This window comes from Streptosporangium vulgare, assembly GCF_042428775.1.
Lineage (GTDB): Bacteria > Actinomycetota > Actinomycetes > Streptosporangiales > Streptosporangiaceae > Streptosporangium > Streptosporangium vulgare.
Window position 1 is genome coordinate 178,111 of the sequence record NZ_JBHMBS010000005.1, and the last position, 16,943, is coordinate 195,053.

At 71.3% G+C, this 16,943-nt stretch carries 16 protein-coding genes; 7 read left to right on the plus strand and 9 right to left on the minus strand.

Translation table 11 applies throughout. The features are described from left to right. Positions 1-3: 3 nt before the first annotated feature. A complete protein-coding gene (locus ACFFRH_RS12850) occupies positions 4-1,431 on the minus strand; it encodes an MFS transporter (RefSeq protein WP_386156392.1) in 1,428 nt (475 codons plus the stop codon). A gap of 323 nt (positions 1,432-1,754) precedes the next feature. On the opposite strand from ACFFRH_RS12850, the gene ACFFRH_RS12855 reads away from it, so the two are divergent. The 5 genes from ACFFRH_RS12855 to ACFFRH_RS12875 all read left to right on the plus strand — a co-directional run bounded on the left by ACFFRH_RS12855 (position 1,755) and on the right by ACFFRH_RS12875 (position 7,074). Further along, on the plus strand, positions 1,755-2,711 hold the full coding sequence (locus ACFFRH_RS12855) for an STM4015 family protein (protein WP_386156394.1): 957 nt from the start codon (positions 1,755-1,757) through the stop codon (positions 2,709-2,711). Beyond that, positions 2,708-3,817: an STM4014 family protein gene (locus ACFFRH_RS12860; RefSeq protein WP_386156396.1), complete on the plus strand. Its 1,110-nt coding sequence runs from the start codon at positions 2,708-2,710 to the stop codon at positions 3,815-3,817. The genes ACFFRH_RS12855 and ACFFRH_RS12860 overlap by 4 nt, the downstream gene beginning before the upstream one ends. Further along, entirely contained in the window at positions 3,814-4,620 is an 807-nt protein-coding gene (locus ACFFRH_RS12865; protein ID WP_386156809.1) for an STM4013/SEN3800 family hydrolase, read from the plus strand. Before ACFFRH_RS12860 ends, ACFFRH_RS12865 begins: the two co-directional genes overlap by 4 nt. Further along, positions 4,611-6,113, plus strand: a complete 1,503-nt coding sequence (locus tag ACFFRH_RS12870; RefSeq protein WP_386156398.1) for an STM4012 family radical SAM protein — start codon at positions 4,611-4,613, stop codon at positions 6,111-6,113. The genes ACFFRH_RS12865 and ACFFRH_RS12870 overlap by 10 nt, the downstream gene beginning before the upstream one ends. 88 nt (positions 6,114-6,201) lie before the next feature. Further along, complete coding sequence (locus tag ACFFRH_RS12875) at positions 6,202-7,074, plus strand: STM4011 family radical SAM protein (RefSeq protein WP_386156812.1); 873 nt, start codon at positions 6,202-6,204, stop codon at positions 7,072-7,074. A 122-nt stretch (positions 7,075-7,196) separates the two neighbouring features. Here the strand turns inward: ACFFRH_RS12875 and ACFFRH_RS12880 are convergent, their stop codons facing one another. The 3 genes from ACFFRH_RS12880 to ACFFRH_RS12890 form a co-directional block, all read right to left on the minus strand. Further along, complete coding sequence (locus ACFFRH_RS12880) at positions 7,197-8,129, minus strand: class I SAM-dependent methyltransferase (protein WP_386156400.1); 933 nt, start codon at positions 8,127-8,129, stop codon at positions 7,197-7,199. 356 nt (positions 8,130-8,485) lie between these two features. Further along, positions 8,486-9,100, minus strand: a complete 615-nt coding sequence (locus ACFFRH_RS12885) for a TetR/AcrR family transcriptional regulator (RefSeq protein ID WP_386156402.1) — start codon at positions 9,098-9,100, stop codon at positions 8,486-8,488. A gap of 41 nt (positions 9,101-9,141) precedes the next feature. Then, complete coding sequence (locus tag ACFFRH_RS12890; RefSeq protein WP_386156404.1) at positions 9,142-9,798, minus strand: TetR/AcrR family transcriptional regulator; 657 nt, start codon at positions 9,796-9,798, stop codon at positions 9,142-9,144. A gap of 92 nt (positions 9,799-9,890) precedes the next feature. On the opposite strand from ACFFRH_RS12890, the gene ACFFRH_RS12895 reads away from it, so the two are divergent. Beyond that, positions 9,891-10,262: a DoxX family protein gene (locus tag ACFFRH_RS12895; RefSeq protein ID WP_386156406.1), complete on the plus strand. Its 372-nt coding sequence runs from the start codon at positions 9,891-9,893 to the stop codon at positions 10,260-10,262. A 34-nt stretch (positions 10,263-10,296) separates the two neighbouring features. On the opposite strand, the gene ACFFRH_RS12900 is transcribed toward ACFFRH_RS12895, so the two are convergent. The 3 genes from ACFFRH_RS12900 to ACFFRH_RS12910 all read right to left on the minus strand — a co-directional run bounded on the left by ACFFRH_RS12900 (position 10,297) and on the right by ACFFRH_RS12910 (position 13,097). Further along, positions 10,297-10,950 (minus strand): biliverdin-producing heme oxygenase, encoded by a 654-nt coding sequence (locus ACFFRH_RS12900; RefSeq protein WP_386156408.1) that lies wholly within the window; start codon positions 10,948-10,950, stop codon positions 10,297-10,299. Positions 10,951-11,035: 85 nt separating this feature from the next. Further along, complete coding sequence (locus ACFFRH_RS12905; protein WP_386156410.1) at positions 11,036-12,361, minus strand: acyltransferase family protein; 1,326 nt, start codon at positions 12,359-12,361, stop codon at positions 11,036-11,038. Beyond that, positions 12,354-13,097 (minus strand): alpha/beta hydrolase, encoded by a 744-nt coding sequence (locus ACFFRH_RS12910; protein WP_386156412.1) that lies wholly within the window; start codon positions 13,095-13,097, stop codon positions 12,354-12,356. Before ACFFRH_RS12910 ends, ACFFRH_RS12905 begins: the two co-directional genes overlap by 8 nt. Positions 13,098-13,370: 273 nt before the next feature. Between ACFFRH_RS12910 and ACFFRH_RS12915 the strand changes: the two genes are divergently transcribed. Then, positions 13,371-13,898: a GNAT family N-acetyltransferase gene (locus ACFFRH_RS12915; RefSeq protein ID WP_386156414.1), complete on the plus strand. Its 528-nt coding sequence runs from the start codon at positions 13,371-13,373 to the stop codon at positions 13,896-13,898. Positions 13,899-13,995: 97 nt separating this feature from the next. Here ACFFRH_RS12915 and ACFFRH_RS12920 read toward each other — a convergent pair whose 3' ends face one another. Both ACFFRH_RS12920 and ACFFRH_RS12925 read right to left on the minus strand, forming a co-directional pair. Then, entirely contained in the window at positions 13,996-15,921 is a 1,926-nt protein-coding gene (locus tag ACFFRH_RS12920; RefSeq protein WP_386156416.1) for an MGMT family protein, read from the minus strand. Between the two features lie 325 nt (positions 15,922-16,246). Further along, entirely contained in the window at positions 16,247-16,903 is a 657-nt protein-coding gene (locus ACFFRH_RS12925) for a response regulator transcription factor (RefSeq protein WP_386156418.1), read from the minus strand. Positions 16,904-16,943: the final 40 nt, after the last annotated feature.

Below are 16,943 nucleotides of genomic sequence, written 5' to 3' on the forward strand. Positions count from 1 at the left end.
CGGTCATTTGCCCGGCTGGGGGGCCGTCACCGGGCAGCCCAGCTTCGGCTCCGACGGGATCAGGACGTTCTCCCGGATGGTGAGGAAGGTGATCAGCGCCGCGACGCCCAGCATCGCCGCGCTGATCAGCATCGTCGTGTGGAACCCGGCGGTGAAGATCTCGGGGGAGTCGAAGGCGTCGCCGGTCAGCCCGGCCAGCGGGGGGATCGCGGCCACCGCGAGCAGCCCGCCGGTCCTGGCGACGGCGTTGTTGACGCCGCTCGCCACCCCCGCGTGACGCTCGGCGGCGGTGGCCAGCACCGTCGCGGTGAGCGGCGCGACCGCGGACGACAGGCCCAGCCCGAACAGCGTCGCCGGAAGCAGCACGTCCACCACGTACGACGAGCCGGGGCCGATCCGCGACATCAGCAGCAGGGCCCCGGCGCAGACCAGGATGCCGCCCGTCATCGGCAGCCGGGGCCCGAAGCGCCTGGCCAGCTCGCCCGCACGAGACGACAGCAGCAGCATCAGGATCGTCACCGGGATCATCGAGGTCCCCGCCACCAGCGGGGAGAAGCCCGCCGACACCTGTAGCTGGACGACCAGGAGGAAGAACACCACGCCCATCGCGGCGTACATGATGAAGGTGACGACGTTGACCGCGGTGAACACCCTCGACGAGAAGACCTCGACCGGTACGAGCGCCCCGGGCGAGCGCCTGATCTCCAGCCAGACGAACGCGGCGCCCAGCAGCACGCCCGCCGCGACCGGGACGACCTCCAGGTCGATCAGGCCGTAGGTGATCCCGGCCAGCGCCAGCGCCGCCAGCGCCGCGCCCAGGACGTCGAACCGGCCGCCGGCCTCGGGGTTCCTGCTCTCCGGGACGTGCCGTACGGCGACCGCCACGACGAGCGCCGCGAGCGGCAGGTTGATCAGGAACACCCAGCGCCATCCGGCCGTCTCCACCAGCCACCCGCCGAGCAGCGGGCCGATGGCCGCGGCCACCCCGCCCAGGCCCGACCACGCCCCGATCGCCCTGGGCCGGTCCTCGCTGTCGAAGGACGCCTGGATGATGGCGAGGGATCCCGGGGTGAGCAGCGCGCCGCCGACGCCCTGCAGGGCGCGGGCCGCGATCAGCGTCTCCACGTTGGGCGCCAGGCCGCACAGGGCCGACGCGAGGGCGAACCAGACGACGCCGACCAGGAAGATCCTGCGCCTGCCGTACCGGTCACCGAGCGACCCGCCGAGCAGGATCAGGCCCGCCAGGGTGAGGGTGTAGGCGTTGACCGTCCACTGCAGACCGGCCATGTCGGCGCCGAGATCGGCGCCGAGCGCGGGCAGGGCCACGTTGACGACCGTGCCGTCCAGCAGGGCGATGCCGGAGCCGAGCACGGTGGTGAGGAGGACCCACCGGCCCTTCGCGGAGGCGAAGCGGATGTGACCATTGTCCATGCCGTTCATCATCGCCGACCCCGGACACCTGTCCGACCGGCGTCCGGGCGGCGGCCGGGCTCCCGGAGGCGGTCATGCGAGCGCGAGCGGAGGCGTTCACGGCAGTATCCCGCGAGCGCTTGAGGAAGTGATCACGCAGGATCTCGCGAGCGCTTGAGGAAGTGATCACGCGAGATCTCGCGAGCGGTTCAGGAAGTGATCACGCGAGATCGGGGAAGCGCTCCGGGAAGGAACAGGACGGTCATCCCGGGAGTGCGGCCGGAAGTGTCGCGCGGCTCTGGTAGGACGGTCCTGCCACAGTCGAGCCTGCCGGGGAGCCTTTGATGGACCACACCGAGTTCAACGACCACGTCGACGGCCTCTACCGGGGAGACTACGCGGGCCTGCCCATCGTGAGCCTGCGTCCCCCCGGCGCCCCCCATCCTCCGGCGGGTGAGGCGGCGTGGCGCGTCTCGGTGCGCGTCTACGACGCCAAGGAGACCTTCGAGGAGCACTTCGCGCGCTTCACCGAGACCATCGACACCACCGAGGTCAGGGCGCTCATCATCGGAGGCTGGGAAGACGCCTACGAGAAGGAGGCGTCGGCTCCCGTCCGGCTGCTGGCCGAGAGCGCGGCGCGCTTCCCCGCCCTGCGCTCGCTCTTCTTCGCCGCGATGCCGCAGGAGGAGTGCGAGATCTCCTGGATCCAGCAGAGCGACGTCACGCCGCTGCTGGAGTCCTTCCCGCTGCTGGAGCGGCTGGAGGTCCGGGGCGGGACGGGGCTGGAGCTGCGGCCGGTCAGGCACGAGCACCTCAGGGTGCTGCGCTTCGAGGCGGGCGGGCTGCCCGCCTCCGTGGTCAGGGGCGTCGGCATGAGCGAGCTTCCCTCGCTCGAATACCTGGAGGCCTGGCTCGGCACGAGCGAGTACGGCGGCGAGACCACCGCGCCCGACCTGGAGAACATCCTGTCCGGCGAGCGGCTGCCCGCGCTCAGGCACCTGGGGCTGCAGAACAGCGAGATCCAGGACGAGGTCGCCGCCCTCGTCGCCTCCGCCCCCGTCGTGCCCCGGCTGGAGTCGCTCGCCCAGTCGATGGGCGTGCTCACCGACGAGGGCGCCGAGGCCCTGCTGTCGGGGCAGTCCCTGACCCACCTCAAACGCCTGGACCTGCACCACCACTACCTGACCGACGCCATGGTCGAGCGCCTCACGACGGCGTTCTCCGGCTCCGGCGTCCAGCTCGACGTGTCCGGCCAGAAGGAGGCCGACGGCGAGTGGCGCTACGTCGCGGTCGCCGAGTGACCGGGATCGCCGTCGTCGGCACGCCGGGTGACCGGCGGGTGACCATGTTCGCCGACGCCTGCGCCCGGCAGGGGCTGGAGGAGCCCGCGGTCGTGCCGTGGACGTCCGTGCTGCGCGGCGAGGAGATCGGGATCGAGCCGGAGACGCTCGTGCGGATCGACTCGCCGGGCGAGGACGCCGAGGCGGACGCGCTGCTGCGCGGCCCCGGCGAGCCGTCCAGGATCGGCGGCGGCGCCCGCTGGCACGCCGGGTTCGTCGCCGGGGCCGCCCGGGTCGGCCGGGCCGTGGCCGCGACGCCGGGCGCCGTGCTGCTCGCCGACGTCGAGGACGTCTCGGTGATGTTCGACAAGCGGCGCTGCCACGCCAGGCTGTCGGCGGCCGGGGTGCCGGTGCCGCCGGCCCTCGCCGGGCCGGTCGGCGGCTACGCCGAGCTGCGCGAACGGATGGACGAGGCCCGCTGGGGCCGGGTGTTCGTCAAACCGGCCCACGGCTCGTCGGCCTCCGGGATCATCGCCCTGCACGCGTCGGGCCGCCGGGTGAGGGCGGTGACCTCGGCGGAGCTCGCCTCCGGCGAGCTGCACAACTCCCTGCGGCTCAGGTGCTACGAGAACGAGCCCGACCTGGCGGTGATCGTCGATCTGCTCGCCGCCGACGGCCTTCACGTCGAGCGCTGGTTCCCCAAGGCGAGCCTCGGCGGCCGGGCGATCGACCTCAGGGTGGTCGTCGTGGACGGCACGCCCACCCACGCGGTCGTGCGCGCGGGCCGCGGCCCGATGACCAACCTCCACCTCGGTGGCGTACGGGGTGACCTGGGCGCCGTCACGGCCGGGCTCGGTCCCCGGGGGTGGGAGCGGGCCCTGGAGATCTGCGCGCGGACGGCGGCCCGCTTCCCCGGGAGCCTCGCCGTCGGGGTCGACCTGATGATCGGGGTCGACTGGCGGGAGTTCGCGGTGGCCGAGGTCAACGCGTTCGGAGACCTGCTTCCCCGGCTGGAGGGCCTGCCCGGCGGCGGAGCCGAGGGCCTCGACACCTACGGCGCCCAGGTCCGCGCGATCCTCGCCCGGCACGCCCCGGCGAGGGAGGGGAGGGGCCGGTGCGTGACATGAACGAGGTGGTGGGCAGCCACGACCTGTTGCTGGTGACGCTCGACACCCTCCGCTACGACGTGGCGGAGGAGCTGATGTCGGCCGGGCGGCTGCCCACCCTGGCGCGGGCGCTGCCCGGCGGGCGATGGGAGCGCCGGCACAGCCCGGGGAGCTTCACCTACGCCGCGCACGCCGCGATCCTCGCCGGTTTCCTGCCGACCCCCGCCGCGCCGGGACCGCATCACCGCCCGTTCGCCGCCGCGTTCCCCGGCAGCGAGACCACGGCTCCGGGGACCTGGGTGTTCGACGCCCCCGACCTGCCCTCGGGGCTGGCGGGAGCGGGCTACCACACGGTCTGCGTCGGGGGAGTCGGGTTCTTCAACAAGCTGACCCCGCTCGGTTCCGCGCTGCCGGGGTTGTTCGCCGAGAGCCACTGGGAGCCGGGGTTCGGGGTGACCGCGCCCGCCTCGTTCGAGGCGCAGATCGCCTGCGCGGAGCGGGCGGTGGCGGGAGCCGACCGGCCGGTCTTCCTGTTCGTCAACGTCTCGGCGCTGCACCAGCCCAACTGGTTCCACCTGCCCGGGGCCACCCGCGAGCACGGTGACAGCCGACGGAGCCAGGCCGCCGCGCTCGAGTACGTCGACCGGCACATCGGCAGGCTGTTCGCGCTGATGAGCGACCGGCGTCCGGGATTCGCGATCGTTTGTTCAGACCACGGCACCGCTTACGGTGAAGACGGATATATCGGGCACAGGATCGGCCACGAGGTCGTCTGGACCGTGCCCTACGGGGAGTTCACGATGGAGCGGGGGCGATGGCGATGAGCGTGGGTTCCGGCCGGGTGTCGCAGGCGGCGGACGGCGGGAGACCGGTGCTTCCCGTGCTTCCCGTGGTTCGACTTCCCACGTCGCCCCCGCCCCCGCCCCCGTCCCCGCCCCCGTCCCCGTCCCCGGCCACCGATGCCCCGGTGTCCCCGGCCGCCGATGCCCCGGCGGAGGCGGGCCCGTACCAGGGCTACGTCTACGCGTACCCGCACAAGACGGCCTACCGGCCGCTGGACCCGCGGCCGTCGCTGGCGGAGGTGTGGGCGGGGGAGCCCACCGAACGGCTCTTCCTCTACCTGCACATCCCGTTCTGCGAGATGCGCTGCGGGTTCTGCAACCTGTTCACCAGGACCGGCGCCCCCGAGGAGCTCGTCGCCGCCTATCTCGACGCGCTGGAGCGCCAGGCGGGCGCCGTACGGGAGGCCCTGGGCGATCCCCGCTTCGCGGCGGCGGCCGTCGGGGGCGGCACGCCGACCTACCTGAGCGCCGCCGAGCTCACCCGGATGTTCGACCTCACCGAGCGGATCACGGGCGCCGACCTGCGGGCCGTGCCGATGTCGGTGGAGACCTCCCCGGCGACCGCGACGGCCGACCGTCTCGCCGTCCTCGCCGAGCGGGGCGCGACCCGCGTCTCGATCGGCGTGCAGAGCTTCGTCGACGCCGAGGCCCGCGCGGCGGTCAGGCCGCAGCGGCGGCGGGAGGTCGAGGCGGCGCTCGGCCGGATCCGCGAGGCCGGGTTCGAGGCGCTCAACATCGACCTGATCTACGGCATCGACGGGCAGACGGAGGGGTCCTGGCGCCACTCGCTGGACGCCGCGCTCGCCTGGAAACCCGAGGAGATCTACCTATACCCCCTGTACGTCCGTCCGCTCACCGGCCTCGGGCGCCGCGCCCGCGACTGGGACGACCACCGCCTCACCCTCTACCGGCAGGGCCGCGACCACCTGCTCGCCGCCGGGTACGAGCAGGTCTCGATGCGGATGTTCCGGCTTCCCGGGCGCGCGAGCCCGGCCGAGTACACCTGCCAGAGCGACGGTATGGTCGGCCTCGGCTGCGGTGCCCGCTCCTACACCTCCGGCCTGCACTACTCCTACGAGTACGCGGTCGGCGCCGGCCAGGTGCGCGCGATCATCGACGACTACGTGCGCCTCGCCCCCGGGGAGTTCGCGGTCGCCAACGTGGGGTTCCGGCTGGACGACGACGACCGGCGCCGCCGCCATCTCATCCAGTCGCTGCTCCAGGCCGACGGTCTCGATCCGGCCGCCTACCGCGACCGCTTCGGAGCCGGTCCCGAGGCCCACTTCGGCGCGGAGCTGGAGCGTCTGGCGGCGCGGGGCCTGCTGGAGCGCGACGCCCCGCCGCCCGGGGGCGGGAGCGGCGGGGCCGGGTGGCTCCGGCTCACCGCCGAGGGCCTGGCCCACTCCGACGCGATCGGCCCCGCGCTGTTCTCCGGCCGGGTCCGCGCGCTGATGGCCCGATACGAGGACCGGTGAGCCCGACGCGGGGACCGGTGAGCCCGACGCGAGGGCCGGTGACCCCGATACGAGGGCCGGTGGGTCAGATGGAGGACCGGTGAACCCGATGCGAGGACCGGTGGGGACGTCGCCGGGCGAGCTCACGATCCTCTACCGGGGGCCGCTGGCGAGCTGCGACTACGACTGCCCCTACTGCCCGTTCGCCAAGCGACGCGACGATCGCGGGCGACTGGCGAGGGACCGGGCGGCGCTGGAGCGGTTCACCGCGTGGGTGGCCGGGCGGGACCACCCGGTCTCGGTGCTGTTCACCCCGTGGGGCGAGGGCCTCGTCCGCTCGTGGTACCGCCGGGCGATGGTCGAGCTGAGCCACCTCCCGCACGTGCGGCGGGTCGCCATCCAGACCAACTTCAGCTGCCGGCCCGGCTGGCTGGCCGAGGCCGACCTGGACACGCTCGCCCTCTGGGTGACCTACCACCCCGGCCAGGTCCCGTACGAGCGCTTCCTCGGCCGCTGCCGTGACCTCGTCGCCCGCGGGGTCCGCTTCAGCGTCGGTGTCGTCGGGCTGCCCGAGCACCTCGGCCAGGCCCGCCGCGTCCGGGCCGACCTGCCCGGGGAGGTGTACGTCTGGGTGAACGCCGCCGAGGGCGTCGTCTACACCGACGACGAGGCGGACGCCTGGACGGCGATCGACCCGCTGTTCCACCACAGCCGGACGCCACACCGGAGCGCGGGCCTGCCGTGCCGTACGGGGGACAGCGTGATCTCCGTCGACGGCGACGGCACCGTGCGGCGCTGCCACTTCGTCCCGGCCGTGCTCGGCAACCTCTACGACGGCACGTTCACTCCGGGGGCCAGGGCGTGCCCGGTGGCGATGTGCGACTGCCACATCGGCTACGTGCACCTGGAGACGACCGGCCTCTACGACGTCTTCGCCGGAGGAATCCTGGAACGGATCCCCGCCCGCCCTCACCCGGGCTGATCGGCCACCGGACCGTCGCGGAAGCGCCGCCTGGCGGGCGGAACAGGCCGGGCGGACAGGCGGGCGGACAGCGGGCGATCGCGAGCGGGGTGGACCGCGGCCGCCCGGCTCGCGATCGCCGGTCAGGCGCGGCCGCGCCGGGTGACCCTGCGGGTCCACCGCACGGCACGCCGTACCACGGGACCGGCCAGGCTGATCTCCGCGGTGGCCTTCTTCAGTGCCTGGGTCGCGGCCCGTGACTCCGCCATCGCCTTCCTCAACTCCGCCGTGGTGCGCTGGAGGTCGTCCCCGAGTTTCCTCAGCGTGGCGGCGTCGCCCGCGGGAGGCGCGGGCTTCTTGATCTGGTTGACCCGGACGAGTTCCCAGCCGTCGAACGCGTCCGTGGTGTGCCACAGGTCCTCGCGGGACTCCAGCCAGCGCAGCAGGCGCTCCCGGACCGGGGCCGCGTCCCCCCAGGTCGCGTAGAGCTTCTGCGTGCTGACGCATATCGGCGCCAGTCCCAGGTTCGACACCGCCTCCCAGACGGCCATCGCCACCCCGGGAGTGTGGACGCTCCGGTAGTCGTCGAAGACGACGATCCCGTCGGGGCGCAGGACCTTCCTGGCCGACATGACGTCCTGCCGTACGTGGACGTACAGGTGCGAGGCGTCCACATGGACGAACCTGCACGATTCAGCCGCGACGTGGTCGAGGACGATCGAGGTCGGGCCGTGCACGATCCGCGGAAGCGCGTCGTGGAAGGTCAGATAGTTCTCCTCGAACCTGTCCCGGGTGAGCGCCGAGTAGGACCGGCTCGTCTCGGCGTCGTTGGCCGCCTCGGGCGCCTCGGACTCGAAGAGGTCGCAGACCGTGAACACCTCACCGGGACGCGCGTGAGCCCCGATCATGACCGCGCTCTTGCCGAGGTACGTCCCCAGCTCCAGCAGGTCACCGGGGGAGTTCTCGGTGGCCTGCCCGGACAGGATCCATTCGAAGAGCCGCTGGTCGGTCCCCCAGAACCAGCCGGGGATCCGGTCGAGTGACTTCGGGGTGATCTCTGCCTTCACTGCTGACATGGGCGGACGCTAGCAGCCGGAAACGGCGGTCCGGCGGGTGTTGGCCCGATGGTCGCCCACGGTGTACCGGCACGACACGTGGCCGTCGGCCGCCGCTCACCCAACGGTCCGCGTCCGCTCTCTCGTACCGGGTACCTCGGGGAGCCCCGCTCCGCCGGGAGGGGAAGTGTCGGCGAAGGGCCGGGTGCCCGGAGAGCCCGGAGCCCGGACGGTCCGGGACGCCGGTGCGCGTACGGTCCGGAGAGCGGCCGGGCCTGTCCGGGGCCGGATCCCGTCCGGACTCGGATCCCGTCCAGTCCAGGTTTGGATCCTGCCAGTACCCGGGTTCCCTGCCCGGGCTCGGGGCCCGCCGGTGCTCAGAGCCCGTCCGGGACGCTCCGGGAGCCCAGGCCGCGGAGCACGAAACCAGAGATGATCTTCTCGGCCTCCTCGGGCGTCACCTCGCCGCCGAGCAGTGGTACCCGCTCGGCGCCGATGACGGCGAGGATCATCCGGGCGGCGGCGGCCAGGTCGGGGACCTGGAAGTCGCCCGACGACACGCCGCTGTCGATGATGTCCGTCAGGATGCGCTGCATCGGCTCGACGTGGTCGGCGAGGCGCTGGTAGGCGTCCGGGCCCAGCGCCGCCGACAGGTCGGCGGGACCGGGGTGGGGGTGGGCGAGCAGCCCGTCGAGCTGGAGCCTGACGAAGACCCGCAGCCGCTCGGCGGGCGAGGCCCGGTCGGGCAGCTCCCGCTCGTAGCTGTCGATGAAGTAGTGCGTCACCCGCTCGGTGAAGGCGAGCAGCAGCGCGGCCTTGTCGGGGAAGTAGTTGTACAGGACGGTGCGGGTGATCTCGGCCTCGTTCGCCACGTCGGTCATGGAGATGGCGTCGATGCCCTGGTCCCGGGAGAGACGCGAGACCGCCCGCAGGATGCGATCCTGGGTCTGGACGCGGTGCTCGCCGATGGTCGCGGCCGAAATCCGGGGCATGGCCCCATGGTCGCACAGCCCCGGCACCTCGTCAGGCGGGGTCAGCGGTGAAGACGGGCCGTGAGCATCGCGTTGCGCATGTCCTCGGCGCTGGGGGCCGGGGGGAGCGGCGGAGCGGCCCGATCGGCGCGGCCGGTGCGGCACGCGTCGAGGATGAGGCCGATCAGCCGCCGCCACGCCTCCGGGGCGGCGCAGCGCGTGGAGCCGAGCACCCCGGCGTTGGCCATCATGATCAGCATCAGGTCCTGGCCGGTGAAGTCGGCGCGCAGCGTCCCGGCGCGACGGGCCCGCTCGATCACCCGGTCGATCGCGTCCAGCGCCCGTGCCCTCGGCGACTCCAGCGCCGCCCCGGGGAAGCAGGAGGTGAGACCTTCGGTCACCCCCTGGTCGGCGGCCTGCATGCCGCAGATGTGCTCGACCAGCCCGGCGAACCCCTCCCACGGGTCGTCGGCGAGCTCCGCCGCCTCGGCGGCCTCGACGAACTCGGCCATGCGGTCGGCCAGGATCGCCTCGATGAGCGCCTCGCGGTCGGGGAAGCGCCGGTAAAGAGTGGCGATGTTCACCTCCGCCCGGCGGGCGATCTCCTCCAGGGGCACGTCGAGCCCGCCCTCACGGAACGCGACCCGCGCCGCAGCCACGATCCGCTCCCGGTTGAGCTCGGCGTCCTTGCGCAGTCCCCGGCCTTTGCACGCGTTCATGAGTCGATTCTACAAAGTGAAGGCCATCCTGCGGTTATGCTACGGTGACCGTAAGCGAAGGGCCGCCTTCACTTATTCTCTCGGAGCGCATCATGAACGTCGTCCTCTGGATCGCGCAGAGCCTGCTCGCCGGGCTCTTCCTCATCGCCGGTCTCACCAAAGCCACCCAGAGCCGCGAGGGACTGGCCGCCCGGATGCCGTGGGTGGAGGACTTCTCGGACGGGCAGGTCAGGATCATCGGGATCATCGAGGCGCTGGCCGGGATCGGCCTCGTCCTGCCCGCCCTCACCGGCATCCTGCCCATCCTGACCCCGATCGCCGCCGCCGGTCTGGTGATCACGATGATCGGTGCCATCGCCGTGCACCTCCGGCGCAAGGAGTATCCGGGGATCGCCTTCAACGTGGTGCTCCTGCTGCTGGCCGCCTTCGTGGCCTGGGGCCGCTTCGGCCCCTACTCCTTCTGAGGGATCCCTCGCCTTGTAGGGGGAAGACGTCCGGTCAGGCGGCGAACTCGGATCGGGCCACCCGGCCGAGCTCGCCCAGGACCTCGGTGTTGAGAAGGTACGCGAGCCTGGTCTCGCGGATCAGCCGCCCCTTCTCCGCCTCGTCCAGGGGGAGCGCGTCCAGCCGGGCCCGATACTCGTTCTTGAAGCGGGGCAGGCTGCCGATCCCGTCGAAGAGATAGAAGTCGACGCCGCCGCCCGGCTGGTAGCCGTAGATCTTCTGCAGCTCCATCCGGATGAACTGCCCGCCCGACAGATCGCCCATGTAGCGGGTGTAGTGGTGGGCGATGTAGCCGCCCGGCCAGGCGGCCACCTGGTTGATGCGGGCGACCAGGGTGAGGGTCGGCTTGGAGGGCTCGATCCTGGACCTCCAGCCGGACCCGTAGATCGTCTCCAGGTCGCGGACCAGCGCCTCCTCCCGGTAGAGCTCGGGAATGACGAACGGCGCCGCGACGGGGTCCGCGGCCAGCGAGCGGGAGGCGCTCTCCAGGGCCACGTAGGCGAAATAGTGCTGGGCGACCATCTCACCGTAGGCCTCGGCGCTGAGACTGCCCGCCATCAGCGCCTTGAGGTAGCTCTCGTCCTCGGCGGACTCGTGGTCACCCCAGGTGGCGTTCCTGAGAACTTCGGAGAAGGGTGGCTCGCTCATGATCACTCCGCGACGAGGGAAACTTTTATGACACAGTGTCACAAAAATCGTGCCCCCTCGTCAAGCCGATGACGACACCCTGTCATTAAACCGCCCGCGCCTTGATCCCGGAAGCCGGGCGAGTCGATCCCGGAAGCCAGGCGAGCGCGAGAACGGCCGCGAACACCGGCAACCAGGCCAGCCGGTGCAGCAGCCAGATCGGTTCGTCGGGCTCCGCGAGCAGGCCGGGCACGTCGCCGAAGCGCAGGGCGGCGACGGCGAGCACGGTCACCGCGCTCTGGTGCCACAGGAAGAGCGTCATCGCCGACAGGTTGGCCGACGCGACCACCGCCCACAGCCGGGGGCGCCGCATCAGCCGGGCCAGCGGCGCCCGTACGAGCAGCGCCAGCCCCGCCTGGGCGAGCCCGAAGCAGACCGCCGCCAGGCTGGGCGGGCTGAGGTTGGAGACCGCGTCCCCGGTCACGCCCACCATGCTCGCCGGATACCCGAACCCGCCGACCAGCAGCGCCGCCCCGGCCGCCCCGCCGGCCAGCAGGCTCACCGCCACCCGGCGCGAGGTGAGCAGCCCGCCCGCCCAGGCGATCCCCAATGCGTACGGGACCAGCCATCCGGCCGCCAGGTTCGCCCACCCGACCCAGGCGGGGGCGCCGAGCCCGAACCTGGCCAGGTCCACCCCGAGCACGACCACGAACGCCACGGCGGCCGTGACGCCCGGGTGCGCGCGCAGGAGAAGGGGAGTGGCCGCCGTCAGCGCGGCGAAGACGGCCAGGAACCACAGCGGCCCGACCGCCGGGACCACCAGCACCCTGATCGTCCCCGCCGAGATCCCGCGCAGCGCCATCCCCGCCGCGATCCCCGCCCAGACCAGGACCAGCGGCACCACCGGTCCCAGCAGCCTGCCCATCCTGGCCCGCACCCACATTCCGGCCCGGTACGCGCCGTCCCCGGTCTCCCGAAGCGAACGAAGCGAACGAAGCGGGTGACGCGAACCGGGTGCCGCCACGAGGCCCGTACCGCGCGACGGGGTGGGAGAAACCGTTGAGCCCGGCCCGCGAGTCTCCGGTTCGCCGAACACCGAGGGTTCGCCGACCGTCGAGGGATCGCGAACCGCCGAGGATTCGCGGGTCTTCGAGGCGCGCGCCGCCGCCGAGCGAAAGCCGCGCGCCGCCGCGTAGCCGCCGACGAGGAAGAACACCGCCAGCGTCTGGAACGCCCACGACAGCGGCGTGAACTCCGGCAGGTGGGCGAGCGGGCTGGACAGGTGAACCGCCCCCGCAGCGCCCGGTGCCCAGGCCGTCACCAGCCAGTGCCCCAGCACCACGCCCGCGATCGCCAGCGCCCGCAGCGCGTCCACCCCGCGGTCCCTGCCCTCGGGAGTGGCCGCCTCGATCCCGGCCGTGAGACTAGCCACGGGACACCTCGCCGCCCCGGCCGAGCGCGATCAGGGTCAGGTTGCGCAGGGACTCGCCGCCCGGTGCGAGATACTCGCTGTGCCCGGCGGAGCCGGTACCGAACAGGCGGGCGCCGAAGGCCGGGTCGGCGGGATCGGGGCCGAAGCCGAGCGGCCCGATCCTGAACTTGGGCACCTCGCGCATCCAGTCGCGGGCGCCGCTGCCCGCCCACAACCGGGTGCCGTCCAGTTCGGCGGCCGACGAGACGCCCAGCCCCGGGCTGCCGAACACGGCCGTGTCCGTGACCCCGGAACGGGGCACGGCCCCGGCGCACACCACCGAGCCGTAGCTGTGACACAGCAGGCTGACCCGTTTCCCCCTGAGCGTCCCGGTGACGTACCGCCGCAACTCCACCGCGCCCCGTTCCGCGGCCTCGCCGGTCATCACGCCGAGGCTGAGCGTCGCCGGGCTGTCGTAGCCGAGCCAGGCGACCACAGCCAGCCTCGCCCCCGGGTCCAGCGCCCGCGCCTCGGCCAGCAGCGCCCGCGCCCCGCCCCCCGGCGTGCTGTACGGCTTGGCCCTGCCGCCGTCGAAGGTGGCGGCCGTGGTGTCGGCGCCGGGGACGACGACCGCGACGTGCTCGGCCGTGCCGAGATCGCCGTAGACCCGCACCACCCGGTCGCCCGCGGGCGGCGGGACCGTCACGTAGGCGAGCGTCGCGGCGACGGCCGCGGCGACGAGCGTACGGCGGAACATGCGAGCCTCCTGTCCGGTCTGAAGAACCGGACAGAACGCTAGGAATCGCGGACCGTAACCCGCGTCACCCCGAGGCGTTCACCCTCCCCGTCCCCCTCGGGAGCGAGGGGGTGATCCCGCACCGCTTCCGCGCCGGTCCCAGGCCGCTTCCGCATCGGTCCCGCGCCGGTTCCAGGCCGCTTCCGCACCGCTTCCGGGTGGAGGTGGGCCGTCCCGGACCGGTCCCGGACCTGGGACGCCGCCGTGGACGGACCCGGCGATAAACTCGGCCGGATGGAGACAGAACGGTTGATCATGCGCAGGTGGCGGGATGACGACCGGGAGCCGTTCGCGGCCCTGAACGCCGACCCCGAGGTGATGGAGCACTTCCCGGCCCCGCTGACCAGGCCGCAGAGCGACACCATGGTCGACAAGATCGAGCGCTCCTTCGACGAGCAGGGCTACGGCCTCTGGGCGCTGGAGGTCAGGGAGACGGGCCGCTTCATCGGCTTCACCGGGCTGATGTGGCAACGGTTCGAGGCGCCCTTCACCCCCGCGCTGGAGGTCGGCTGGCGGCTGGCCAGGCACGCCTGGGGGCACGGGTACGCCATAGAGGCGGCCAGACGGGCCGTCGCCGAGGGCTTCGCGGTGGCCGGGGTGGACGAGATCGTCTCCATGACGACCGTGGGCAACAGGCGCTCGCGCGCGGTGATGGAACGGCTGGGCATGACCCGCGACCCGGCCGACGACTTCGACCACCCGGCGGTGCCCAGAGGTCACCCGGTGCGCTCCCACGTCCTTTACCGTCTCGGACGGCCATGACGCGAGCGGCTCGGAGACCTTTCAAACCGGCCACCTCTTGACGCCCCTGGTCGAGCCGTCAAGAGGTGGCCGGCTCGGAAGCCCGAGGATCGAGAGATCAGGTGTCGCCGTCCGTGGTCAGAAAATCGTTCAGTGCCGTGATGATGATTTCCGAGGCGTCGGGACGGGCTAGGGCGGGCGGGGCGAGGGACGGTCGTTTCGCGAAGTCAGCGGAGGCGAGCTGCGCATGCACGTGCTTCCAGCCTGGAAGAAGGTCGAGAGCGTCGGCCAGTCGCGTGAGGCGAGCTGTGGAGGCTCCCCTATTGCGCATCCACTCGAAATTGATCGACAGTACTGACTTGCTCACGCCGGTGTAAATGCTCCACACCGCCGCTTCGTCATGACCGATGCCGAACCAGGCCGTGACGGAGGGGTAGGCGGCTTCGCCGAAGTAGTAGCCCCGGAAGAAAGGGTGGCGTTCGGCATGCCGATAGACGGCCAGCAGAGTGTCGGCCACGTCGTGAGGGCAATACTGCTCAAGGGCGTGCAGAAGACTGTCTTCGTCCCACTTGCCCGATGCTCGGACCAAACCGGTCCGCTCTGCGGCGATCCGCGCGGGGGCGGCCCCGAGAGCACCTGCCTCGGGCGGTGCGGAGTCGTAGTCCACGGTTGGCAGCGGGTCGCCGAGCGCCAGAAGTATCGCGATCGCGATCGATTCGAGTAGATCGATGGTCTGTTCGGCTTCTTGCGCGGCCATAGCCTTTTTCTGGCCGAATGCCTCAGGGTTGTGATCGGCTGTGTGTGCGATGTTGTTCCTGCGCCAGGCGATCTCTCTGAGCCGCCCCCGCACTTCGTCGGCTGTGATCGGCTTGCTCGGGTCCTGGCCGGTAAGGATCTTGGCGACTGTGGGCCAGAGGTTGACCGTGCTGATGTAGGCGAAACCTTCTTTGATCTTTTCCGGGTTCTGGAAGGTCATGAACCCGAAGAATTGTTCGAGATGAGCCCGGAAAGCGTCCCCAAGAGGCTTGGCGTGATGGTGGACATTTTCGAACAGCTCGACCGGAATTGATAGATTGTTAAACCTGGGAGGGCGAGCTGTTCCCGGTTGCTGCGCGAGAGCTACCCCCCGTTCGATGATCTCCCGGGTGATCCAGTGATCGAGGGCCGCGACGGCCTGCGTCCATGCCGCACGGTAAAGATCGGTGACATCAAAGGCGCCGACCTTTAGTCTCTCTAGATTTCGGCCGCCGTGGACGAGTTGTCGAGCGTAGTTGAGGTTCTGCTGGAACTGCTCGAACGCCGCAGGGGAGTCGTTGGGATCAGGCGTCGGTTCGACTTCCGTCTTTTCCGCCACCGGTGCGAGCGTTGACTCGCCGAGCAGCCTGTGGAAGTCATCGGTGGTGACCCGTTGTGCGGGGTCGGCCCGTCCGGTCTGATCGAACCGCACCCCTTCTCGCTCCAGCAGGTCCCGCGGGTTGTCCGTTCGCTCGGAGTCCGGCCATTGGAAACCCGGCGAGATACGTCCGTTCACCTGAAGTACTCGGTGGGCGTTGTCGCCCACCGAGGACGAGGCCATGAATCCGCCGACGGACTGTGCCGACATGCCGACCAGCCCGGCCAGGTCTCCATAGGTCGTCCAGGTGCCGGGCTCCAGCAGTTTCAGGGCTTTCAAAACCGTCTGCCACCGCGGATCGGCGTATGCGCGGCCCTGGGAGGGCAGCCGCCGTGCCCTGTACTGACGTGTCAATTCCCGGTACAGCTCGGTCCCCGGGAAGTTCTCCAGTGCCCGAACCCCGACCTCGGTGATCGACCAGCCATTTCTTTTGGTCATCCAACCCAGAGCCGCCGCCTCTCCGGTTCGGAAGCCCAACTGTGCCCACCAGCGCGTCTGGCCGTGCGCGTTGGACTTCTGGTACTCGGGTGCGATCTCGACTCTCTTGGTGATCGCGTCGCGCACGGCGTCCGGCTGTAACGGGCGACCCGTCTCGTGCAGCACTTCCAGGGCCGCACGGAGGATCGCAGCGCTCTGCTCGGAGAAGGACACGGGATGGCTCCGTACTTTTTAGTTGTCGGGCTGGACGGGGGCGACCCTGATCCAGGGAGAACAGAGGATCTTCCCGAAAGAATATGACCGTTATCGCTTCGGCGAGGCCGGTTGCTAGGATCTCGGAGATCACGGTTCTTTCCAAATGGGCGATTTGACGTATTTTGCCATATCGTCGAACGAGAAAGCCCGGAGTCGCAGCGGGCCGAAGCCGTAAGCCGGTATTGGTGTCGAATTCAGGCAATGGGGCAGGTCGGAACCCCAAGCGTTCGAGTCGATCTTCGCTCAAGGCGATAGAGGCGAGCGTGGCGAAAGCCGCGGGATGTCACTCGCCCGGACGGACCAGGCCCGTCTCGTAGGCGTGGACGATCGCCTGGGCGCGGTCGCGCAGGTTCAGCTTCGCGAGGATGCGGCTCACGTGGGTCTTGACGGTCTGCTCCGACAGGACGAGCTCCTCGGCGATCTCCTGGTTGGACCTGCCCCGCGCGACGAGGGCGAGCACCTCCGTCTCCCGCTCGGTGATGTCGTCCAGCCGCGCGCGGGGGCGGCTCGGGCCGATACGGGCGAACTCCGCGATCAGCCGCCTGGTCACCGAGGGCGCCAGCAGCGCCTCCCCGGCCGCCACCACCCGGACCGCCTCGGCGAGCTGCTGCGCCGAGGCGTCCTTGAGCAGGAACCCGCTCGCCCCCGCCCGCAGCGCCTCGTACACGTAGTCGTCGAGGTCGAACGTCGTCAGGATCAGGATCTTCGGCGGGGGGTCGGCGGACTTCGTGATCTCCCGGGTCGCCGCGAGGCCGTCCATCACCGGCATCCGTACGTCCATCAGCACCACGTCGGGCCGCAGCTCGGCCACCCGTGCCACGGCCTCGCGTCCGTTGGCGGCCTCGCCGACGACCTCGATGTCGGGCTGCGAGCTCAGGAACACCGTGAAACCGGTCCGTACCATGCCCTGGTCGTCGGCGATGAGCACCCGGATCGTCATCGAATCTCCTTGGGCCGGCAGACCCCGGGGCGCGGCCCGG